Below are 22,211 nucleotides of genomic sequence, written 5' to 3'. Positions count from 1 at the left end.
AGTGGTGCAAGATTAGTGGGTCCTGACCCTAGCCCCCCAACCGACGCAGCAACGCGACCGAGGGCGTGCCCGTCACCGAAAGGCCGTTGGCGCGTTGATAGGCGCTGATGGCGGTTTTGGTGTTATTTCCAACCACTCCATCCGCGCCCTGCGTGTCATAGCCCGCCGCGGTCAGGCGACGCTGCAACTCTTTCCGATCCTCCAATGTCAGACCTGTCTCATCCGGGCCGAATGAGGCCTGAAAGGGTGCGCCGCCGGCAATCCGGTCGGACAGGTGCCCAACACCGATCGCGTAGCTATCCGAGTTGTTATAGCGCTTGATCACCTGAAAATTGCGGAACACAGCAATGCGCGGCCCCGGCACCTGCGGTTGCAGCTCCGCGACTGGCGTGCCGGACACAGTCCCAACCTCTCCCCCCCAAGGCTGGCCACGCACCCAACCCGAACGGGCAAGGTAGGCTGCGGTCGAAGCCAATGAGTCTGCCGGGTCATCAGACCAGATATCACGCCGTCCATCGCCGGTATGATCCACCGCGAAGGCCAGATACGAGGTCGGGATAAACTGCGTGTGCCCCATCGCCCCGGCCCAACTGCCGGTCATGTTGGCAGGTGTCGTGTCGCCCTCTTGTATGATCTGAAGCGCCGCGATCAGTTGCTTTTCAAAAAAGGCACCCCGCCGCCCGTCATAGGCCAGCGTTGACGTCGCCGAGATCACGGGTATATTGCCTCGCCGTGCGCCATAGCGGCTCTCCAGCCCCCAAACCGCGACCACAACCTCTTTGTCAACACCATATTGCGATTCAATCTGCGACAGGGTTCCAGCGTGACGCACCATCATTTGCTTGCCGGTCTCGATCCGTTCGTCCGAAGCGGCGATGGCCAGATAATCCTCGAGCGAGCGTTTGAATTCGACCTGATTGCGATCGCGCTCAATCACGCCTGGCAAATAGCCCGCCCCCTGAAAGGCCCGGTTGAGCGTGCTTTGCGAGATGCCCTGCGCCGCAGCGCGGTTTTTGAAGCTTGCGACCCAAGCGTCCCAACCTGCATTCGGAACCGCACGCATCCGCGATGCGGGGGCGGTTATCTGCGCCCCTTCCGTGCAAGCTGTCAAAAGGGACGCCCCGAGGCCGATGGAAAATACCCGACGATTGATCATGGCTGAAATCTGCTCTTGTTTTGATTGGAACCAGACTACAGCAGCGGCCGGCCCCAAGCCAGCAAAGTGTCGTCCATTCACACGGCGACAGGCCCTTCGGCGGCAAGCCGCCTAGCTGACCAGCATCCGCAGTCCCTGGGTCACGTCCGACCGCACCGCCAAGCGCAATCCCGGCTCGTCCCCCGCTTTCAGCGCGGCTATGATCAGCTTGTGGTAATGCGGCGGCTCGGTCCGGCGCAAACGCCCGTAAAGCGCCCGCATGGTCGGCCCCAGCTGCAACCAGACCGTTTCTGCAATCGCCAGCATCGCGGGGGCCTGTGCGCGCAGGTAGAGCGTGCGGTGAAACTCCAGATTGGTGCGAATATAGCCTACCGCGTCCCTTTTCGTGACCATTTCGGCCACGGTCATGTTGATGCTCTGCAACCGGTCGATCAGGGCAATATGGGCACGCGGCAAGGCGCGGCTAGCCAATTCGACCTCTAGCAGTGCGCGCAGGGCGGCAAGTTCTTCGATCCGGTCATTGGTCAACTCAGGCGTCGAAACGCGCCCGGACGAGGACAGGAACAGCGCCCCTTCGGCTGCCAACCGCCGCACCGCCTCGCGGGCGGGCGTCATGGATACACCAAACTCTTTGCCGATCCCACGCAAGGTCAGCGCGTGGCCCGGTGCAATCTCGCCATGCATGATCCGCGCGCGCAGCGCCCGATAGATCCGGTCATGTGTCGCGGTCTGCGAGTCGGAGGAACGAGGGCTCTGCATGTGCCCATGTGATCACATCCAGCCCCGCCGTCAACTCGGCGGGCTATCAAATCTATAGTGATGAAGCTGCGCCCCGTTGTCGCGCAGCCAGCGCCTTTGATCCCGGTAGTCGCCGAAAATCCTTTCCACCTGCGCCCAGAACGCTGGAGAATGGTTCATCTCGACCAAATGTGCCACCTCGTGCGCGGCGACATAATGCAGGATCTCGGACGGGGCGAGGATCAGACGCCAGGAAAACATCAACCCGCCCGCCGAACTGCATGAACCCCACCGCGACCGCGTGTCCCGGATGGTCAGGCTGGAATAGTCCCGCCCCAGCATTGCCGCATAGTCATCACAGGCCTCTGTCAGCCGGTCGCGTGCCAATTCCTTGAGGAACCGAGCCAGCCTGCGCCCTTCCGACCCTGTGGGCACCGCGATCTCACCGCCCATCAAGGTAACACGGCGTCCCTGTGCAGCAACGATTCGCCGGTCGACCCCTTCTACCGGTATGCTCTGGCCGATCTGAACCTGTTCGGTGTCAGGACGGTCTTGCAGGTGCTGCCTGATCCAATCCTCCTTGGCGCGCGCAAAACTCAGCGCTTCGGCCTCGGGCACCCCTCGCGGGTAGGTCAGCGTAACCCGCCCGTCCAGTTGGGAAATCCGCAGGCTGATCCGCCGCGCACGCGCCGATTTTCGTAACGTCAACGGGACCCGAGGCGTTCCCGGTAAGGCGTGATCCCCCATGGGTCGGTTTCTCCTGCTCAAAGGCTTTGACAGTGCCCGCTGCATGTGGCACGTGACCTGAATCGTTATTACGACTCACCTGATATCAAGGGGATTTCACATGCCCAAGGAAGAATGGGGCGTAAAGCGCGTTTGCCCGACAACCGGCAAGCGGTTTTACGACCTGAACAAGGACCCGATCGTCAGCCCCTATACCGGCGAGATCGTGGAACTGGACACCGGCAAAAGCCGGATGATTGCTGCTGACGCGGAAGATGCGGCATCGGCCAAAGCGCGCGAGAAAGCGTCGGACGAAGATCTGGTTCTGGACGATGACGACAATGTCGATGTCGATCTGGACGATGACCTGCTGGATGATGATGACGACAGCAATGATGATGTTTCGCTGGACGACATCACCGACATGTCGTCGGAAGACGAAAACTGATCCCGTTCAGAGGCGACCCTGCGTCGCCTCGAACCATCCCGGATATTGGGGCGAAAGTTTTTTCCAGAATTCCTTTTTTGGACTTGCGCTCATCGCCGCCGTCTCATAAATGTCCGCCCACTGCTTAAGCAGTACCTTGATGGGGCCTTAGCTCAGTTGGGAGAGCGCTTGCATGGCATGCAAGAGGTCAGGGGTTCGACTCCCCTAGGCTCCACCAAAATCCATTGATTTTATTGAACTATTTCGCGTCATTGCGCGTCTGCCCCTATTCTGACCCTAAATTCACGCCGCTTGCCGAGGCTTCCAGCGTCGTATCCCCGAGGCCCAACCGAGTCGGAATGTCGCACCCCACCCCCCGGCCTCACCCGGACGCGGCGTAGTTTTGTTTATACCCCACGCACACCAAGCGCGGGGTATCTGGACTTTTTGACTGCCAAGTCAGGTGAGATATGGCCACCCCCGCGCGGCTACAAACTCGTTACGCCGAGAGTACATCAGCTGCTTGGCCATTTGGTGCACTTAGCACGAAAGACCGCTTTGAAGTCCACGCAGACACCCGATCCATTCCGATGATTATCCGCAATGCGGACGAAGCCGCCAATCGGTCTCTTAGTGCAAGAGGTCGCAATCGGCCCTTAGCGGACTCTTGGGTCACACACCGGGAACGGCAGTTTTCGGAAACACAGCAAGTCGGCAAGTTGAGCTACATACGCTGAACACGCAGGTTTCTGTTCATCAAGCCGCAGACTGTTGTAACCAGGCAGGTCAATTCACTGCCTGACCAGGCACCGCTTCGACAACCGGCACGGACGCCGGGCATCGGGAATGCGCGCCGAAAGTCATTGCGGGTCAAAGATTGATCCGCAGCCTCAGGCCGAACACGGTCGGGTCCTGATCGTTGAAGCCCGGGTTGATCAGGTGCTGGACATCCGCCGTCAGGGCGACATTGTCCGACAGGTCCAACCGGTAGAAGGCTTCCATCGTCGTCTGGGTGTCGAGTGTTTCATCCACCGGGGCAGCGACCGTTGCGCCGAACCCGAACAGGTCGTCATAGAGGCCCGGCCGCCATAAAAGACCGGCATTGGCCGCACGCCGGGCGATCGGCGCCTCCCCCTCCGACCAGCCGAAACGTCCGTAGATCATGAACTCCTCGTTTATCGTGTGGTTGGCTGACAGGATCGCCCCGTAACTTTCCGGCAGGCCCGCCTCTGCGCGTTCGTCGACGTGAAACACGCCGAGGTGAACGTTGGTTAGAAAACGCTTCGAGCGTTCGGGGGTCCATCCGATCTCGGCGTATTTGTAGAATTCGGGGCCACCGGGGAACCACTCGACATCGGTCAGCGAGCCGTTCGCGTCCGACAAGACACCGAGGGCATAGATCTGGTCGGTCAGGAAACCGCCCCCCGCGATTCCGAAGCCGGGATCGGGGAGCGGCAGGACCGGGCTGAACAGGATCGAGAAATTGGAAAACGTGGTGCGTGGGTTCACGTAGCCGAGGATGTCCGAGTAGTCTCCCGGATCGATCCGGCCGGCCACGAAGCCGGCCCGCCCGCCGGCGAGAGTCTGGGACCAGTAGGCGACGGAGAGGGTCGTGTCGGTGTCACTGAAAGTCGTTGCGGTGACGCCCGCATAGCCGATCTCTCCGGCAAGCCCTCCGGGCGCAATGTCTGTGCCAAGCAGGTGGCGGTTCTCCAATGAGAAGACAAGTTGCCCGGGGTTTTCACCACCGCGGTTGAGCAGCGTCCACTGGCCAAGAATGCGGGCCTGGCCCAAAGCGGCTTCTTCGATATCGGTCAGGCTCTCGGTCGCAGACTGATAATAGGCCTGGTAATCGAAGGAAAGGTTCAGGCCGGTGCGTTCGGCAAAGCTTTGTCGCGATGCCTCCAAGGGGTCCAATGCGGCATCCAGCCCCGGCCAGCGAGAGTCCTGCAACCGTCGGATCCGGTCCTGCTCCAGTTGGGCCTGCGTGGAGGCCGGGCCACCCAGCGAGACTGCGGCGGCGGCCTCCAGGGCGGAGGGTGGCGGGCTTTCCTGCGCGATGGCTCCGGTTGAGACCCAGAAGCCAGCAACGATGACCGTACCGAGAAGCCTTGCCTGTCCCATATCAGTTCTCTCTTGTTGCTTTTGGTTTTCTTCGGCCTGTTTATGCAAGTATCGCCAGAACCACATCCCGACCGGACTAGAGAACCAAGGCCGACAAGGTGGCGGTAATCATGGCGGGCACGCCGTCTTTCCATGTGTCCCAGATCAGGTGGCAGCCGATTGCGCCAAGCGACGTGCCCAGAAGGGCGGCGGCCCCGAGCGGCCCGAGCAGGCTGCCCTGAAACCAGATCGCCACCGCCCCAAACAGCTCGACGACCCCGACAAGCGCCATGATCTGACGATTCAGCCCGTATTTGACGAACATCGCCAGTTGCGTTTCGAAGATGAGTTTCTGCCAGCCAAGGATCTTGATCGAACTGGCGAACAAGAAGAACGCGGACAGCAGGCCAATTGCGATCATCAACATGAGTGTCGCCGGCCCCTGCGGGCATGGTTGAATATCATCTGGTGTTCCATTCCCTGTTCGTCCCCTGCTCGGGCGATCAATTGACCGCCCAACGCAACACTTTCGCAGCCTTGGAGAAGACCTACCCGCCCCAGTTGGCCTCGTAGACGCGCATGAGGTTTTCGCCCATCAACGCGCGGATCTCGGCCTCGCTCCAACCATGCTCGTCTTCCAGAACCTGCGCGACAGCCCAGGCATCGGCGGGCGGCGCCATTTGCGTCGGCAGGCCATAGCCCTGCGCCGGCGGGTATTTCTCCGGGTTGCTGATGATCGGACCGAGGGCGACACCGTAGTTCTCCACGTAGTCAACACCGAAACATGTCGCCTGCTTGCCGACCATCTGGCCGATATAGTCGATATGCTTGGCTATCGCCTTGGGGGTGGCGTCCCCTTGCGGATTCAGGAAGCCGCCAAGGAAATTGACACACACCACGCCGCCGGTTGCCGCAACCGCGCGGATGGCCGCGTCCGTGACGTTTCGGAAATTGCCAAAGAGCGCATCAGAGTTGCTGTGAGAGATCATCATCGGCTTCGCGGTGATCTCGGCGGCGTCAAGGCAGGTCTGCCAGGAGGAATGCGAGCAATCGACGATCATGCCAACACGGTTCATCTCGGCGACGACCTTGTAGCCCAACTCGGTCACGCCGTTATCGGGAATAGCCGGATCGTTGGCGACCATGCCGGCGGAATAGGCGCCGGTCTGGTTGTAGCTGAAGTTCATCTGCCGGATGCCGAGATCCCAGTATCTTTGGACGTTTTCGAGGTTCTCATCCAGCATGTCCATGCTCTGGGAATTGAGCATGATCGCGACCTTTCCGGCAGCCTTGGCATCCCGCAGATCCTGAACGGTCGTGGCAATCACGAAGCGCTCAGCGTTCTCCTCGACCCATTTCTGCATCACGTCGATACGTTCCAGCACCGCGAGCGCGCCTTCCGAGCCGTTCGAAATTGTCGTGCTGAAGGCCGCGAACCCGGACCCCTCGTAATGATCCGCAAGGCTCTCCCAATCCTTCAGCAGGAAAGCAATACTCTCGAACCCCGGCGATCCGACCGCCAACGCGTCGATCATGAAGGCGTCGGCATAGCGCTCCCGATATGCCAGATCGCCCCTACGCGCCTCATCGCCGCGCGGGTCGGCCATCTCGACCAGTTTATCGATGCGGGCGGCGATCTCCTCGTCGCTTGGCGCGGATTGAGCAATTGCCGGGCCACCCAGAACCACCACTGCAAGAGCAAGCCCTGTTGTTCGTTTCATTGTGTCGTCCTCTCCGTCGTCTTTCGGTTACTTGAGATCGTCCTGCGCCTTGATCTCCTGCACCCGCTCGAGGGCTTCGGCCATGTCGGCGCTGCTCATCAACTCGATCATCTGGTATTCGGTCAGCAGCCCGTCGCCGAGGCGGCTGACATAAAAGGCCTGGATGAAGGTCGGGTCGTCCGGAAGGGCCACGGTGATGTAGTTCTTCCCGTTCCCCAGCCCCCAGTAGTAGCTCAGAAGCTCTCCACCGAGCGCCTCGATCCCACCTTTCACCGAGGCCGCGCGGTCTCCGGGATTGGCGATCTGCATCTCCCAGGCGGCGCTGTTGGAAGTGCCGATGAACAGAAAGGTGCGCATGTTTGCAGCGTCTTCGGCGGTGGCCATCGAGCCGCAGAGGGCCATGAGAGTACCAAAGGCGAGATGTTTCACAGTCTGTCCTTTCCCGGATACTTGTGTCGGATGAAAACGCGGGGCGGACGAGGGAGACCGCCCCGTGCTCACCTCAGTCCAGCGTGTTCTTGTAGATCACGCCGTCCTTCATGATGACCTTCAGGTTGGGATCAGGATCGGCCAGAAGCAGGATGTCTTCGAGCGGGTTGCCATCGACCAGCAGGAGATCCGCGTAAGCGCCTTCCTCGACCACGCCGAGCGGGCCATCCTGGTACGGGTTGTTCAGGCCCGTAAGCCGGTTCATGCGGGCGCCGTTCGATGTGGCCATCCGCAGAATGTCAAAGGGTTTGAACTTGGCCTCGTGCAGGTATTTGAACTCGTCGTTCATTTTCTTGTCCTGCTCAAGTGTCTGGTCCCAGTTGTTGATGAGATCGGTGCCTAGCGTGTAGAGGTCGATCATGCCCGGTGTCGTCTGGATCACCTCGATCATGTTGGCGGCGGCGTCACGGACGCTCTTCCATTTGGCGAACGAGGCTGGCGTATAAAACGCCTCTGCCTGCTCGGTTGAAACCGAGTAGACCGGTGCTACCGCAGTTGCGAACATGACTTGTTTGTCGACCATCTCTTCGGCCACTTCGGCAGTCAGAAACGGGATGTGCTCGACGGTTTTTGCCCCGTTGTCGATACAGTTGCGGATCGCCTGTTCGGTGAACACGTGGCAGGTCACGTAGGTGCCCCATTGCTCGGCCGTTTTCACCGCCATCTGGATTTCGTCGTCTTGATATTGCAGTGAATGCAGAGGGTCGAATTCCGAGGTCACACCACCGCTGACCATGATCTTGATCTGGGTTGCGCCGCGGCGCAGGTTCTCGCGCACCGCCATGCGGATCTGCTCCGGGCCATCCGCGATGAAGCTCATGTCCGTGTCGACCCAATGCGATGGGCCTTGCCCCGACAGGGTTGGATGCCGGTCGTTCAGCTTGCGGAAATCGGCATGGCCCGATGTCTGCGTGATGAAGGCCTCCGAGGAATAGATCCTCGGGCCGGGGAACATACCGGTATCGATGATCCGCGCGATGGACTTTGCCGGTCCGCCGAGGTCACGAACCGTCGTGAACCCGTTCATCAGGATGCGCTCGGACCGGATCGTTGCAACGCCACCAAGATGGAAGGGCGTGATGTTCTGGCGCAACCCGTCACTGAGCGGGTTGAACACCAGCAAATGCACGTGCTGGTCATGCATCCCCGGCATGAGCGTGCGCCCGCCGCCGTCAATCATGGTTGCGTTGGGCGCTTCGATCCCGTCCGTCGAAATTTCCTTGATCAGGTTGCCTTCGACCAGAACGCTGGCGTTTTCGATCCGCGCCTCGTTCACGCCGTCAAAAACATGGACATTGGTGAACAGGGTCTGCGGCAGCGCTTCGTCCTGCGCAGAGGACATGCCGGCAGCGAGCGACACCACGCCCGCCAGTAATGTGGACTTGAAAAGATGCTTCATAAGTTTGCCCTTCCGCAATGTTGACGGCGGGGCCAGCGCCCCGCCGAAAGTTCAGTTCAACGTGTTCTTGTAGAACTTGCCGTCCTTCATGATGACGCGAATGCTCGGCACGTCCTGCCCGCGTGGCTCGGCATCGAACCATGTATCGACAGCGCCGATGGCAGTGATGTCTTCGAGCGGGTTTCCGTCAACGATGAGGATATCGGCATAGGCACCTTCCTCGATCACGCCGAGCTTGCCTTCGGGATAGGGGTTTCCGCGTCCCGTCAGTGCGGCCAGTTCGCCGCCATTCGAGGTCATCATCTGCAAGGCCCAGAGGTTGCCGAACTCACGCGCCATGAAAGCCTTGGTGAAGTCCATCGACTGCCGGTACGGCACACCGGTCAGCAGCACGTAGTCGGAATCGAACACCATCTTCGGCTTGTACTTCCGCACCAGATCAAACAACTGCTCGCTGTTTTTCCGCAACCAGAGGAACTTCGCCGTCGGCGGGAAGGTCGGGTCCTGGTGCATCGGATGCTCAAGCGCCTCGGGCGCCAACGCGGTCAGGTTGGGCGAGAAGAACGCTTCCTTCTCTACCAGCTTCTGCATCGTCGGTTCCGTTATGGTCAGGCCGTGATCCACCACTTTGACCCCGAGATCGAGCGCGCGCGACAGGTCGCTATCCATGAAGACATGCATGGCGACATAGGAATCCATGTCCCCGGCCACCTCGACGGCAGCGGCGATTTCTTCGTCTGTAAAGGCGGACTGGTAGATCGGGTCCTTGATGGAGGTCACACCACCACTGACCATGATCTTGAGGTAGTTGGCCCCAAGCGCAAAGTTCCGCCGCGCGCCGTGGAGCACTTCGGCAGGGCCGTCGACAAGCCGCGTGATCTCCAGCCGTTCAAGATTGCTTTCGTTCTTGCGTTGCCCGGCGATCCCCCAGTCGCCATGACCACCGGTCTGGCTGAGGCAGGCGCCGGACGAGTATATCCGCGGGCCGGGAAGCGAACCCTCGTCGATTACCGCACGAAGTCCACCATGTGCACCGCACATGTCGCGCACGGTTGTGAAGCCCATCGCCAGCATTTCCTGCGCAAAGGCCGCAGAACGTGCGCCGATCTCCTCCCATGTCGTGTCCTGAAGGCCCGGGATCGTGCCATCCTTGTACATATTCACATGCACATGGCTGTCGATCAGTCCCGGCATCAAGGTGCGTCCGCCGCCGTCGATCACATTGACCTCGACCTCTTTGGTCTCGATACCGCGTTCGGTCTGGATGGTGAAAGAATAGCCGTCGATACCGCCAACAGGATCGGGCAGGCGCTTGCTTCCGCCCGTTCGAACTTCGACTTCCCACGTGCCGGATTCGGGAATGTCCTCTGCAATCTTGTGAATCTTGTTCTTGACGACGAGCACGTCGACATCTTTCAAGCCGTCATTCACCCCGTCGAAGACCATCACGTTCTTGAACAGCGTGACCTCTGATGGAATGTTGGGGATATCCTGCGCAATGGCAGGCGTCGTGAGCGCAATTGCCATTGACATGGCCGGCAGCAACGCCTTCAGGTTGAGTGTTGTCATTCGGTGTCCTCCCAGGGGTCGGTCTTCCTGCGGACCGATCCTCCCACTATGCACATGTGCCCCGAGATTCTTTGACCCGCTGATCCCGTGGTGCATTTTTCTGACCCGATCCGGTCAATTTCAGCCAATTTCTGCTTGGCCGTCAGGCGCCCGCGCCCGTAGCGTGTCGGAGAGCGAAAGGGTGATGTGGATGCCGCAAGGAGAACAAAAGGACGGTTTGTCCCTCGTACGTGCTACGGTCCTCGGCCCCGTCGTAGCGATGATGCGGCGGCTCGATGCGGATCCGGCCTTTGCGCTCGGGCTGCATGGATTGAGCGAGGAACAGGTCCTGAACCCGGCCGAGTTCATCCCGCATGACACGGTCTATGCGGCGCTGGCCTCCATCGCCGACATCACCCGGCCGGATATCTGCGCCTTGGCGGGACAACAGACAGACCTGTTGAAGTTCCTGCCGCGTGGGGCGCTCCTCGGCCAGTCGGTGACCCTTGGCGATTTCTTCACCCGGTTCACCCAGATCGTCTCGAAGGAAAGCAACGCGGTGTCCTTCCGGCTCGTGATCGAGGAGGAACACGCCTACTTCACCACCAGTCGCAATTTCGAACCCGAGGTGTCGCCGGGCCATTCGGACGCCTTTCTCGTCGGGATCTGGATCTCCCTGCTGCACCGTGTTCTCGATTTCCGATGGGATCCAACCCAGGTTGTTCTGCGCCTCTGCGATCCGACCCTGCTGCCGGAGCAGTTTCATGGCGTGCGGGGCATCAAGTGCAACAACAGGGGATTCTCCATCCGCTTTCCGGCGGCCTGGCTGTCGCTTCCAATCAACCCCGAACTCCTCGTGAACCACGACAATGATATCGAAGAACCGGTTCAGGTCGATGTGCCCCTGGACTACCTCGAAGGCTTCGAAATTCTCGTGCGATCAAGGCTGTCCGATCCGGCGCTGACGGTGAGCGAGGCCGCCCGGATGTGCAGCATCACCACCAAGGTGCTCAACAAGCGCTTGTCCTCCTACGGGACAACGGCTTCCAAGGTGATCAACAGACTCCGGATGGAACGGGCCTCGGAGTTGCTCACCGGGTCTGATCACTCGATCAAAGAGATTGCCCAATTGGTCGGCTTATCCGAAACATCGGCCCTGACCCGTGCTTTCACGCGGAACTTCGGCATGTCCCCGAAAGATTGGCGCAAGAAGGAGGCACAAGAGGCCCAAATTGCCGGTGCGCCTGCAGATTAGCCTGACCCCGCTGCGACTTTTCAGCTACCGAAATCTCTTGGGACCTCGGTCGCCCAAGGTAATGCCGAAGAGATGCATGAACCGGCGAGCCCTTCGCCGGGAGCAATCGATGGGAAAGGAGACCTCCGTGCTATCCGCAGCGAACTTCCGTTTGCCGCCCTTAGCGACAAATGCTGCACTTAATTTCTAAGTCGCCTTCGGGCTCAAGTCAGTCATCTGAGTCGTTAAGTCAGATGACGGCTTAGGAACGGATAGCAGTCATTGTTGGTGGTCATTCCGAGAAATTTCGCCTGAACGTCTGCATTGAACGGCGCTGGACGTTCTTTGAAATCTGCTGAACGGCAGAGTTTCGGTCAAAGCAGACACGGGAAATAACAGACCGCGTTGCCTCGTTTGAATATCGCACTCGATCTGGCCACTCACTCGGATAAACCAAAATTCGTTGCTTTCTAGACAACGCCCGCACCAGTTTCGGCGGGCTAACCAAAACCTTGATGCTTGAGGCGAAGAGACAAAAAATGACGAATAAATGACCCCGCAAACTGCGGGGCCACAAAGGGTTTGACGAAAAGGCGACTCAACTTTTTTGAGGTTGAGCAACGGCCTAAGTTAGCTTGCAAGTGCAAGGTTGCATTTACGCCCTTCTTCCATAGCCTTCTTTGTACCGGTTAGGTCCACAATGAAATTTGCGGACTTCTTTGGAAATGCGATCAAAGTCTGTCCTTCGGCCACGGCAGTCGCCATGTTTGCGTCCTTTACAACGATATAGCCACCAGAGTAGTCATCCGCTAGCTTCTTGCTTTTTATGCCTTTTGCGCGACCTTCATACACGAAGTCGTCAATTGCTATTTCTATTTTTTGACGGTTTTTGATGTCTATGTCAGCTTGCGTGAATACTCCCAAGTAACCGTGTTTTTGGTTTTTGGTTAGACCCATTTGCATGACGTTCCCGCTCTCGAAGACTTTTTCTATCAGGCATGTACCAGAGTCGTTGTCAGCATAAACCGTCCAGCCTTCAACCTCACTGTAAATCTCGAAGTTGTCGCTACTTGCCGGAACTGGGTCTTTGGCAGCGGCAACAGTTGCATAAGCGGAGATTGCCACGGCGGCAAAAATGGCAGCATATTTCATGTATTCCTCCCAATTAGATGATGCGTCGCGTAGCTACCTACGACGCAACAAAAGCAAATATTTCGATGTGAATTCATTTCAACGAGTGAAAGCGTCGTTTGCAAACAACTGCTCGAAAAGCACTGCGGAACGTCGGTGAACACCTATAGCCTGAACAACTCGCAAGCTCCTCTTTCAAAATACAAATCTTTTGTGGGAGTTTTGATCCAAACTCATGATGGCTTCGTACCTATCATACCCCTAACTGATACCCACGGTCGTCTCCCATCCCATGAACGACCGTGGGTTTTTTCGCCAATTCCATTGGTTCGTGTCTGGAAATGACTAGGGGCTGCACCCAAAACAGAACTACAAAAGCTCGTCGCTGCATTTACAGAAGTATTTTCCATCTCGTGGATGCTTTTTGAGTAATTGTTTGGAATAGCTCCAAAAAAGTATCAACCAACATAAGCAACCAAACAATTCTAAGAAGGTGCTCGGTTAACTCGCGACCAAAGCTCTCCATCTCGAGGGGTGTGCGCATTGCATGCTCCGACTTTTAAGAAGTTGGATCTATCAAATATCCAAATTGGATACATAAATAGAGCAAGCATCGAAATATCAGAATGTTTCCCGTAGTGAGTGCGGGCGTCATTTGATTACCTAGCACTTTCCTACAGCCCCGCGTTGATCCTATCCCAGGGTAATCGACGCGGGGCAACAGATAGAATCACCTCTACAAGCAAATAGTCTGCAACTTTGTCATTGTTCCAGTTCACTTTGTTTCTTGATCCTAAAAGAAAACGTATAAAGTGATCGAACTAGGTTAGCTTCCCGCCCTACTCGGGTTGGACGCGGTTACTCGTCGCATCCAACCTGAACTTTAATTTGTGAGCAATGCAGACGCCAGCGGCTTGCTTTTGCAGACGACCATTCAAGTATGACCGGAATTCCTTTGGCGATAGTCAGAGGGTGCCAATCCCGTTACCTTCTTAAATGCGCGGCTGAAATTATTTGCGGTTTCATATCCTAGCATGGAGGAGATACTGGAGACTGTCTCACGCGTATCTATGAGGAGTTCCTCGGCCCTTGCTACCCTGATATCGTTGACGATTTCGCGAAAACGAACCCCTTCGCTTGCTAACTTCCGTTGTAGTGTGCGAACGCCAAGATCGAGCGAACGCGCGGTGGCATCAATCGACATTTCCTCCCGATGAAGTTGTTGCCAAACCACTTCCTCGACTTGTCCTCTAAGTGTTTGAGGTGGGCCGCCCAATCGTTCGCGTGAAATATCTCCGACAGTTGTCGAGCCTCCGCTAAGTTTTTTGGGCGCGGCTTCGGAGCTCAAAGCCGAAGCTTCAAACTCAACCCCAAGGCGGGTGGCGTTCCAGATTACAGGACAAGCGTAAGTGTCTTCTGCCTCGACAAACCCAGGAACTTTCGGGAAGTCCAAGAGCACGGCCGATGGCTTCCAGTCGTTTCCTAAATACGCGCGGAATATGCTCAGAAAAACCCCAACGGCCGAGAAACCGATGTCCGGATACGCGAAATGCGAGCGAAGTCCAAAACGATAACAGTAGCGCACGCTAGTGCCCGAAGTTTCAAGCCACGCGCGATCCGTGGACGAATGAAATGGCATGACGGCAGAAGCTCGTATTAGCGCTGCCCCCAGCGTTGGAGCAGAAAGAACGTAACTTCCCCAGGCGCCGTAGTCAGCGACAGTGAGATACGGTGACCACAACAATCCGATGTTTTGTTGTCCCGAGGATCGTGCGGCTTCGTGCACAAAGGTCGCCAAGGCATGCTCCGAGATGTAACCGCCTCTTTCCTCAATGAAGTGAACAGGAAGATCGGCAGAGTCAAAAGCACGCAACAGGCGTCTTTCCCCAGCGGCCTCAAGCACAAACTGGGGCATCGCGCCCAAGGCCTTGGCCGAAATCATCGGTGGTAGGTTCAATCCGTCAACCCGCTTGTTCGCCCGCGTGTCGTGAAATGATACGCATCGGCTGAACGGATGTGCAAGCTTTCCACAAACAGCAGGGAGCATTGCGCCATGAAAATACTTGGGCCATCACACAGCGGTTTGTCGACGCGTCTTTTTGGCGTGGCGCTTATTGTGGGTATTTCTTCCTCGCCAGTTCTTTCCCAGTCTTTCAATGACACGGGTGACATCCTTGCACGATCAGCCGAAGTCGAGGACATTGATTACAAGATCATGGTGCAGCGCGCCACTCAGACTGCAATCTGGGGAATGCCCGCCGCTGGTATGATCGATTTTCTGAAGGGCATTCGCCGCGACCTCGGTGGCGACTACAACGACATCATTTATCTCAATAAGCCGTTCGATTCCAAACATGGGTTTCTTACGGCTAACGATGTTACGGCCTATGCTTGGGCTTCAATGACCTCGGAACCCGGTCCCCTTGTCATTGAAGTGCCCGCTGCCACCGAAAAGGTGAACTACTTCGGTACAATCGTGAATGCTTGGGATGTTCCTATCGTGGACGTTGGTCCCGATGGTTTCGACGAAGGTGCCGGCGGCAAGTACCTCATGCTACCCCCAGGCTACGAGGGGGATATGTCCCTGGAGGAATTAACTGAGGCGGGATACCTTCCCTTTGAAACAGATACCTACGAATATGGTTTTTCGTTCCGGCCAAAACTGACGAATGGCGGAACGGACGCCGATGCGGCCGAGTACGCTCAGACGATCAAAGTGTACTACCTGTCCGAGGCCGACAATCCGCCACCCAACAACTATCTCGAAGCGTCAGAAGTGCCGTACGACTCGCTTCCATACTACAACGAGACATTCTTTCAGGACCTGAACGATTACGTTCAAAACAACCCGATCCGTCCACAAGACAAGGTTATGGTGAATTTTCTGAAAGATCTCGGGATCGAGAAGGGAAAGCCTTTCGAACCAAGTGAATTTCAAATGCAGGCAATGAACGAGGGATTGTTGCTCGCGTACGCCTCGATGCAGAACTACTTTGTGACGCCCGGGAAAGCCATGATCCCACTTTGGGTCGACGATAGCGGCGAGATGAGGAGCCAGTGGTTGATTTGGGATTTCGCGGATGGTCAACCCGAGGCTGGTTTCCCCTATGAGACTGAGACCGAAGTCCTTGTGGATGCGCGTGCGGGCGGCAGTTATTTCTGGATTACATACCTGCCGAAACAACTGGGCGGAGGTACATTTTATCTGACAGGCCTGCGCGACAGCGACGGGGAAATGTACGATCACAATCAGACCTATAAACTGAACGTCCCAGCGGATACACCTGCCGACGATTTCTGGTCCGTGATTGTTTATTCGATGGAGACCAAGAGCTTCATTCGGAACGTTGATCCTGTCGGTTTGTCCGAGCGCGACACTGATGCGATGCAGGCTAATGAAGACGGTTCTTACGACATCTTTTTGGACCAGAAGCACCGGAAGGCATGGAAAGCAACTGGATACCAACCACAGAGCCGTACTTCCTTTTGTTTCGTCTATATGGGCCGCAAGAAGGATGGCTGGAGAGTGGCTGGATGCTGGGCGATCTAGAAAAAGTAAACTGATCAAAACAAACAGTAATTCCCAATGGAGCGAACAATGAAAACAAAGTCGTTAGCTGTGCTGACTGCCCTGGTACTCGCATCGCATTCTTCAGCCCAAGAATTCAAAGCCGACGTTCCTGAGAATGTTCTTACACCAGACAAGGTCGAGACCCAGACGCTTGGTGATCTGGAATTCTTCGATGGTATGCCATCACCTGAGACGGTGGAGAAAGTCTTCGACAACCTTGATCTGATCAGAGCAACGACGGCTTTCCTGGATGGCATGAAGATCGCTTCGCTTCGAGCTATGTTTCAGGGATACGAAGACTTGGGCGTCAGTCCCAATGACGTCGTGATTGCAGAAGACCTGCTGGACGCGCGGTCCATCTGGCTGACGCCCAATACAACCACAATCTACATTGGTTCGAATGTCGATATCTCGGATGGCCCGATGGTGATTGAGGTTCCGGCAGGCCTGCTTGGGTTGCTTGATGACGCCGCGTTTGACTATGTGACGGATATCGGGGCGCTTGGCGCGGATAAGGGAGAAGGTGGCAAGTATCTACTTTTGCACAACGACGATGAAACGCCGGTGCCCGAGGGCTACTTCGAACTACGCACAAAGACATATGAGCACTGGTTGTTGCTAAGACGCTCGCCAGACGCAGACGGAGATACGGCTGGCCCTGTTGCCGAGATCAAGGCGGGTCTGAATATCTATCCGCTTAGTGAAGCGGACAATCCTCCCGCGGAAACTTTCCTGAATATCTCCGGTGTTCAACACAACACTGTTCACGCGAACAACGAAGACTTCTTTGAAGAGATCCACGTCGCACTCGAAAACAATCCAATTGGTGCGTTCAGTCCGGAAATTGTAGGAACGTTTGCTTCCATAGGGATCAAGAAGGACGAGCCCTTCGAACCCGATGCCCGTATGCAGGCCATTTTCAAGGAGGCAGCAGCAATCGCAAACGCCACGGCGCGAGCGATCACGTATGCCTCGCGCGATCCAGGAGTGTTCTTTTATGACGACCGGCAATGGAACTCACCGTTCCAACGCCAGAGCTATCTTTTTCTTGAGGACGGCGCGCGCATCCTCGATGATCGGTCGTACTTTTTCTATATGGCAACGGGCATAACGCCTGCGATGACCTCGCCACCGGTCGGGACGGGGTCTGTCTATGCGATGACAGCGCGAGACAGCAACGGACAGTACCTTGACGGCTCAAAAACCTATAAGGTAACGCTACCGGCGCCGGTTCCCGCCAAAAACTTTGCGTCGTTTATGTTGTATAGCGGACAGACTCGGTCAATCCTTGAAACTGACCAGCAATCCGGTGGTATCGACTCTAATAGACCGGGGATAAAACCTAATGAGGATGGGAGTACCAGCATCTATTTTGGTCCAGAAGCCCCAGAAGGTTGGGAGAACAACTGGGCGCAAACCATGCCCGGGCAAAGCTTCAACGTGATGATGCGCCTCTACGGCCCGCTCGAGCCTTGGTTCGACAAGACCTGGCGTCCCGGTGATCTGGAACTGGTAGAATAAAGCGACAACCGCGACTATCGGGCGACGCTACTTTTTGGCGTCGTCTGACATTTTTTCGGTGTCCGCTTCGGGCTCGAAGAAGACATTCGCTGTCCAAAGCATGAATGTCTGCTGTGCGGACAAAGCGTACTTTCGCCACAACTCCGCCAACGTCTGCTTTCAGCGCCAGACGCAGCAAGTTTGCGATTGGATATCAACCTAACTGGGTTGTGGCTTCACACAGGAATTAGCGACGCGGGGATGCTATTTTCGTCCTGTTACAACATTCACCGCGTCAGGATAGACAAGTCTATCTCCTACAACATATGCGTCGAGCTTTTCCGCGACCTCCTGGATCAAGGCATTTTGCGCCTCTTCTCCGAGTGCGAGAAACGCGCCTGCAATTGGCATAGACGCCAGATGCATGGGCACAAATTCGGGCGCAAGCGGAACATCGATCATCAGTTCTTGCCGGTGAACGGCCACATCCGAAAACCCTTGATCCGCGACCTGCTGTTTTAATTTTTTCGCTGTTGGCGTCTGCCGTTGAGCCCTTTGCTTTTCTGCAATCTCGGGGGAGATGTGGTGGGCAACAGCAGAGCATAGGGCTTCAGTGTAAGCGCTATGCCCATCCCAGATTGAGAAGGCCAGGCGCCCACCTGGAACCAGAAGCCGCAAGAACTCGCTTAGAGCTTTGGGCTTTTCCGGAAAGTAATGGTAGCCATGCTGCGAAAGAATGACATCGTAAGACCCTGAAGGCAGTCCGCTCCCGCATACATCGCTCTCAATCCATCGAATATCGAGATCAACAGCTAATTCTTGTGCCTTGGTGAGCATTGGCGCGTTGATGTCCAAACCATCGACTTGGCCGCTAGTTCCAACCTTTGACTTCGCCAGTCGGGTCGTCACACCTGTTCCGCAAGCAACATCTAAGACACGTTCCGAAGAACCTAGTGAAGCCTGTTCAACAAGCGCTTCAGCCCACCGGCCAAACCAAAGGGGCACCATGACTTCTTCGTAAATTTTGGGTCCGTTACCTGCCAATTGAAATGTCATGAAAAAACCTTTGTCGCTTTTTTTGTCGACGACAGCGTATGCGCGTCCCGTTTCTCAGGTCAAACCGCCTTTAATTGTGTAGTGTTCAGGCTTGTCGCTTAATCCGGACATTCATGCGCCGTGCAGCATCCGTCAAAATGGGCTCGAAGCAGCTATTCGCTGCACTCGGCTTGAACGACTGCATTGCGGACGAAGCTGACATCGGTTCGAAACTGAGACACCACTTCAATAGCCGCCGTAGTAATGAAGCATCCTGTTTATCGGGGCTTAAAGTTGCATTCACAAATGGTCATTGGGCGAGCTGCGCAACTCTCGAGGTCGCGCATTGAACGCGCCTAGGCTGTCTTTGGCATTCAGCCTGGCAACACTAGCAAAGTCGAAATGAATACTGATGAGGTTTCTGATCTCCTGCGCATTTCCGGCAACAGTTTATGCAAAACTCAGAAGGTGGATGGTTATCCGACAGGAGACCGGCTGAGATCGTTGGCTCTGTTTGGAGCAACCATGAACATCATGACCCTCGATACTTGTTCCTCACTGCGACCAGCACCGCGCACCAAGTGAAGAATTGCGTTTTCAAGATTAGCTGCATCATCTTCGCGTTTGTCGATCATTGCTGATATGAATTCATGGGCCAAATTCTTTGGTTCGATTAAGGCTTCTGGTTGGGTCAAGCTCAACTCGCTGAGCATAAATTCAAGCAAGAACGCGACTTCGTTCTGCCGCTCCGGTGAACTTTCAGCGAACGACAGTTCCAAAAGTCTACCGTGTGTTTCCGTCAGAATAACGTTTAACGACAACGGTTCTTTGGCATCAGGCTTCCGTGGCTTTGCCAGGAACGCTTTCAGTCGGTCAAGGACGATCGGAACTTCCTTCCTACACGTTGTTGAAGCACAAGCTGTGCGACATCGAGGTCTTGCAAAATACCAGCATTTTCTTCAGCAAGTTGTATTACTTTTTCGGCCCTGAAACTTCGCCCGCCAACCGTGCTCGTGAAAAGCAGTAGGAACTTACTCGGCGAGCCGGCATGGAGCAAATGACAGGAACAAGTGTGTCTTTTCAATAACTTTAAGAGCAATCACACTCAAGAAATAGAATTTGTTGTTGGGTGAGCTGTTATGGTCACTAAAGATGATCGCAACTCAGATTAGCTTTCCAAAGGCCCAAGAATGCGAAGAACGATCCTTTCCTCTATCCTTGTTATGCTTGCCGGTATTGCGCATTCACAAACACCCGAGTGCGACAGACTCTGCTCCCGAGACTTTATGTTCAGTCTCGACTCCGGGCTTGATGTCATCCCTCTTGTCGCAGATGGCGAGCATGCCAACGGGCATATGGAAGACGGAAGAACGCCGTTGATCTGGGCCGCGCTGGACCCGGACGATGAGGATGCAATCATCTTCACATCCACACTCCTTTTTGCCGGTGGCGACGTGCACGCCCGTGACAAGAAACGTGGACAAACTCCGTTACATTGGCACATGGGTCGAGCCGGTGGCCCAATGAAGGAAGTAGTTGCTATGTTTCTTGCTGAAGGCGCCAGTGTGCTCAGTGAGGATAATTTCGGATATTCTGTACTCGATATTGTTAATGGCAACACAAATCCCGAAGTGTACGGCTTGGCCAATGCTGACGTGAGCGATGAAGTGGCGGATATGATCCGCGGCTGGGCGGAACTTGAAGAGAGATGGGAAGACGCCTTTGGAATGCATTTGGGTGAGGACCCTACTTCAGTACGCTATTTCGAAGTCTTGGCGGAAGAGGGCTACATTCCGGCAATGTATGCTTATGCCTCTGTACTCGAGAAACCCAGAGTTGAAGGCTTTACTCCTGATATTGAACAGGCCCTTTATTGGTATGAAGAGGCTGCCAGCGCCGGCGAGGTTAATTCAATTTTCCACGTTGGATCCAGTGCTTATAGCGGAACGGACACAATTGAGCAAAACGATGCTATGGCGCATGAGTGGCTCTCTCTTGGCGCGCGACATGGGGATACGAACTCTCAGTCACTTCTTGGTTTGATGTATGCCAACGGGAAGGGAGTTGAGAGAGATATTCAGAAAGGTTTGATGTGGATGATCATCTCTCTTCGGTTTGGCGAGGACAATCCGGATAGAGTGAGACTACTTAATGAGATGGCATCTGCCTTGTCATATCAAGAGGTCAAAGAAGCCGAGCAAATGGCTAAAGACTGCATCATAAATTTCTTTGAGCACTGCTGAGGCAAAAGATGAAAAGTATTGTGAGGTTGTGCGCCCTGATCTGTTCAATTGGCGCTTCTGCCCAGGCTGAAGAGGCTTGGCCTCCAGAGGCATTCATTCGAGACCGAGAGCCTCATGTTCTGAGGATCGACGCTGATACTGTGCTCTGTGAGGTCCAGTGGGATGGTCATAGAGAGAATGGAGAAATTCTGGATATTGCGCCCGAGGCCGACTTCTATATCGAGAGTGTCGTCATACCCCTGTCGGGTGAGTATGTGTTCATCAGTTCCGACCCGGTTCAGGTGTTCGGCGAAACGGAAGTCTTCCAGTATTACGAAGACGATGTGATGATTGAACTCACGCTTTTTGGACATTTGTCGAACACCGGCGAAAAGCGCCTAAATCTCGTTGAGGTTGCGCACTTGTCTTTCGAACAGAAACGCATAAGCGAGTTTTGGGGTCGGATATTCTGTCCATAGTCCCACTGAATGGTTCCGATCAATAGCAGGGCAGCGCAGAGTGCACTAAGGAAACTAAACGATGAAAAATATATCGAAGGCAGTTAAAGTTATTAAGGGTTCTCTTCTGGCGATGTTGGGATGCATCGCAATCTATAACTATGAACAGTACGCCAAGGCTCACGCCTCAGAGGACATCCCTGAGGACGTATTAAATTGCCTCAATGAGAGAGAACTCTTTCGGAACGCAATCCACACAAGTGGTATCCTACCACTCCACAGTTGTGACCGATACAGATTCCACAAGTTCATTGAACTTGTGCCAGTAATAGAAGCTGGTGCAGTCAAAGCTTGCAAAGGCGTGATGGGGGATGAAAATCACGCACGGCAGATACAGGAGCTTGATGCTCGGATCAACGCTTTAGCCGCTCAGATGCAAGAGATGTATCAAGAGTGTGAGTTCAACGGGTGGCGAAAAATTAAAGCCTCTCGATCAGGGGGCTAAGAGCGGGACGGCGCGGAGCGCATCGGAAGAAGCCAAACTACGGAGGAGATTTCTGAGAAACACTATCCAGAGGTTGACGACGATACAGATTAGACCGCTTCAGAATCCTATTCACTTCTCGTATGCTTCCCGCCTTTGCGCCACTTTTGTTCATCACGATCTTGTTTGGGGTCCCATCCGACGACAGTACTTTGGCGAGGAAACCGGTGACTGCTGGACGATTTCATCGCTAAGACAGCATGAAATCA

Annotated in this window: 20 protein-coding genes and 1 tRNA gene; 8 read left to right on the top strand and 13 right to left on the bottom strand. The window is 55.6% G+C overall.

Annotated features, from left to right (window positions below; translation table 11 throughout):
• Nucleotides 1-28: 28 nt before the first annotated feature.
• The 3 genes from ACR3E7_RS00215 to ACR3E7_RS00205 form a co-directional block, all read right to left on the bottom strand.
• Entirely contained in the window at nucleotides 29-1,156 is a 1,128-nt protein-coding gene (locus ACR3E7_RS00215) for a lytic murein transglycosylase (protein WP_480505503.1), read from the bottom strand.
• Nucleotides 1,157-1,267: 111 nt separating this feature from the next.
• Complete coding sequence (locus ACR3E7_RS00210) at nucleotides 1,268-1,915, bottom strand: GntR family transcriptional regulator (RefSeq protein ID WP_170775205.1); 648 nt, start codon at nucleotides 1,913-1,915, stop codon at nucleotides 1,268-1,270.
• Nucleotides 1,916-1,945: 30 nt separating this feature from the next.
• Nucleotides 1,946-2,641, bottom strand: a complete 696-nt coding sequence (locus tag ACR3E7_RS00205; RefSeq protein WP_480505500.1) for a M48 family metallopeptidase — start codon at nucleotides 2,639-2,641, stop codon at nucleotides 1,946-1,948.
• Nucleotides 2,642-2,741: 100 nt separating this feature from the next.
• Here ACR3E7_RS00205 and ACR3E7_RS00200 point away from each other — a divergent pair, with 100 nt between their 5' ends.
• Together ACR3E7_RS00200 and ACR3E7_RS00195 are read left to right on the top strand one after the other, a co-directional pair.
• Nucleotides 2,742-3,068, top strand: a complete 327-nt coding sequence (locus ACR3E7_RS00200) for a TIGR02300 family protein (RefSeq protein ID WP_170775209.1) — start codon at nucleotides 2,742-2,744, stop codon at nucleotides 3,066-3,068.
• Nucleotides 3,069-3,209: 141 nt separating this feature from the next.
• Nucleotides 3,210-3,285, top strand: a tRNA-Ala gene (locus ACR3E7_RS00195).
• 632 nt (nucleotides 3,286-3,917) lie between these two features.
• Here ACR3E7_RS00195 and ACR3E7_RS00190 read toward each other — a convergent pair.
• The 6 genes from ACR3E7_RS00190 to ACR3E7_RS00165 form a co-directional block, all read right to left on the bottom strand.
• Nucleotides 3,918-5,171 carry a carbohydrate porin gene (locus ACR3E7_RS00190; protein ID WP_170356699.1) on the bottom strand — a complete coding sequence of 418 codons (1,254 nt, stop codon included), beginning with the start codon at nucleotides 5,169-5,171 and terminating at the stop codon, nucleotides 3,918-3,920.
• Between the two features lie 76 nt (nucleotides 5,172-5,247).
• Entirely contained in the window at nucleotides 5,248-5,577 is a 330-nt protein-coding gene (locus tag ACR3E7_RS00185; protein ID WP_170356698.1) for a DoxX family protein, read from the bottom strand.
• Between the two features lie 121 nt (nucleotides 5,578-5,698).
• On the bottom strand, nucleotides 5,699-6,871 hold the full coding sequence (locus ACR3E7_RS00180) for a dipeptidase (protein ID WP_480505497.1): 1,173 nt from the start codon (nucleotides 6,869-6,871) through the stop codon (nucleotides 5,699-5,701).
• Nucleotides 6,872-6,898: 27 nt separating this feature from the next.
• Entirely contained in the window at nucleotides 6,899-7,300 is a 402-nt protein-coding gene (locus tag ACR3E7_RS00175) for a hypothetical protein (RefSeq protein ID WP_170356696.1), read from the bottom strand.
• Between the two features lie 73 nt (nucleotides 7,301-7,373).
• On the bottom strand, nucleotides 7,374-8,759 hold the full coding sequence (locus tag ACR3E7_RS00170; protein ID WP_480505495.1) for a metal-dependent hydrolase family protein: 1,386 nt from the start codon (nucleotides 8,757-8,759) through the stop codon (nucleotides 7,374-7,376).
• Between the two features lie 51 nt (nucleotides 8,760-8,810).
• The gene (locus ACR3E7_RS00165; protein ID WP_170343540.1) at nucleotides 8,811-10,328 is read right to left on the bottom strand and encodes a metal-dependent hydrolase family protein; all 1,518 of its coding nucleotides are present in this window, start codon (nucleotides 10,326-10,328) and stop codon (nucleotides 8,811-8,813) included.
• A gap of 190 nt (nucleotides 10,329-10,518) precedes the next feature.
• On the opposite strand from ACR3E7_RS00165, the gene ACR3E7_RS00160 reads away from it, so the two are divergent.
• The gene (locus ACR3E7_RS00160; RefSeq protein WP_480505493.1) at nucleotides 10,519-11,562 is read left to right on the top strand and encodes a helix-turn-helix domain-containing protein; all 1,044 of its coding nucleotides are present in this window, start codon (nucleotides 10,519-10,521) and stop codon (nucleotides 11,560-11,562) included.
• 609 nt (nucleotides 11,563-12,171) lie between these two features.
• Here ACR3E7_RS00160 and ACR3E7_RS00155 read toward each other — a convergent pair.
• Nucleotides 12,172-12,693, bottom strand: coding sequence for a hypothetical protein (locus ACR3E7_RS00155; RefSeq protein ID WP_170660761.1), 522 nt, complete (start codon nucleotides 12,691-12,693; stop codon nucleotides 12,172-12,174).
• Between the two features lie 913 nt (nucleotides 12,694-13,606).
• Nucleotides 13,607-14,629 (bottom strand): helix-turn-helix domain-containing protein, encoded by a 1,023-nt coding sequence (locus ACR3E7_RS00150; protein ID WP_480505491.1) that lies wholly within the window; start codon nucleotides 14,627-14,629, stop codon nucleotides 13,607-13,609.
• A gap of 96 nt (nucleotides 14,630-14,725) precedes the next feature.
• Between ACR3E7_RS00150 and ACR3E7_RS00145 the strand changes: the two genes are divergently transcribed.
• Complete coding sequence (locus ACR3E7_RS00145; protein WP_480719385.1) at nucleotides 14,726-16,222, top strand: DUF1214 domain-containing protein; 1,497 nt, start codon at nucleotides 14,726-14,728, stop codon at nucleotides 16,220-16,222.
• Nucleotides 16,223-16,270: 48 nt separating this feature from the next.
• Nucleotides 16,271-17,764 (top strand): DUF1254 domain-containing protein, encoded by a 1,494-nt coding sequence (locus ACR3E7_RS00140; RefSeq protein WP_170660758.1) that lies wholly within the window; start codon nucleotides 16,271-16,273, stop codon nucleotides 17,762-17,764.
• 243 nt (nucleotides 17,765-18,007) lie between these two features.
• On the opposite strand, the gene ACR3E7_RS00135 is transcribed toward ACR3E7_RS00140, so the two are convergent.
• The gene (locus tag ACR3E7_RS00135) at nucleotides 18,008-18,799 is read right to left on the bottom strand and encodes a class I SAM-dependent methyltransferase (RefSeq protein ID WP_170758886.1); all 792 of its coding nucleotides are present in this window, start codon (nucleotides 18,797-18,799) and stop codon (nucleotides 18,008-18,010) included.
• A 455-nt stretch (nucleotides 18,800-19,254) separates the two neighbouring features.
• Nucleotides 19,255-19,557 carry a hypothetical protein gene (locus ACR3E7_RS00130; RefSeq protein ID WP_170436918.1) on the bottom strand — a complete coding sequence of 101 codons (303 nt, stop codon included), beginning with the start codon at nucleotides 19,555-19,557 and terminating at the stop codon, nucleotides 19,255-19,257.
• A gap of 507 nt (nucleotides 19,558-20,064) precedes the next feature.
• Here ACR3E7_RS00130 and ACR3E7_RS00125 point away from each other — a divergent pair.
• The 3 genes from ACR3E7_RS00125 to ACR3E7_RS00115 all read left to right on the top strand — a co-directional run bounded on the left by ACR3E7_RS00125 (nucleotide 20,065) and on the right by ACR3E7_RS00115 (nucleotide 21,963).
• A complete protein-coding gene (locus ACR3E7_RS00125; RefSeq protein ID WP_171126926.1) occupies nucleotides 20,065-21,021 on the top strand; it encodes an SEL1-like repeat protein in 957 nt (318 codons plus the stop codon).
• 8 nt (nucleotides 21,022-21,029) lie between these two features.
• Nucleotides 21,030-21,479 carry a hypothetical protein gene (locus ACR3E7_RS00120; RefSeq protein WP_171126927.1) on the top strand — a complete coding sequence of 150 codons (450 nt, stop codon included), beginning with the start codon at nucleotides 21,030-21,032 and terminating at the stop codon, nucleotides 21,477-21,479.
• A 61-nt stretch (nucleotides 21,480-21,540) separates the two neighbouring features.
• Complete coding sequence (locus ACR3E7_RS00115; RefSeq protein WP_480719383.1) at nucleotides 21,541-21,963, top strand: hypothetical protein; 423 nt, start codon at nucleotides 21,541-21,543, stop codon at nucleotides 21,961-21,963.
• Nucleotides 21,964-22,211 lie beyond the last annotated feature (248 nt).

The sequence above is a fragment of the Ruegeria sp. BK1 genome, from assembly GCF_056535645.1.
This window is presented reverse-complemented; position numbering and strand designations above follow the sequence as displayed.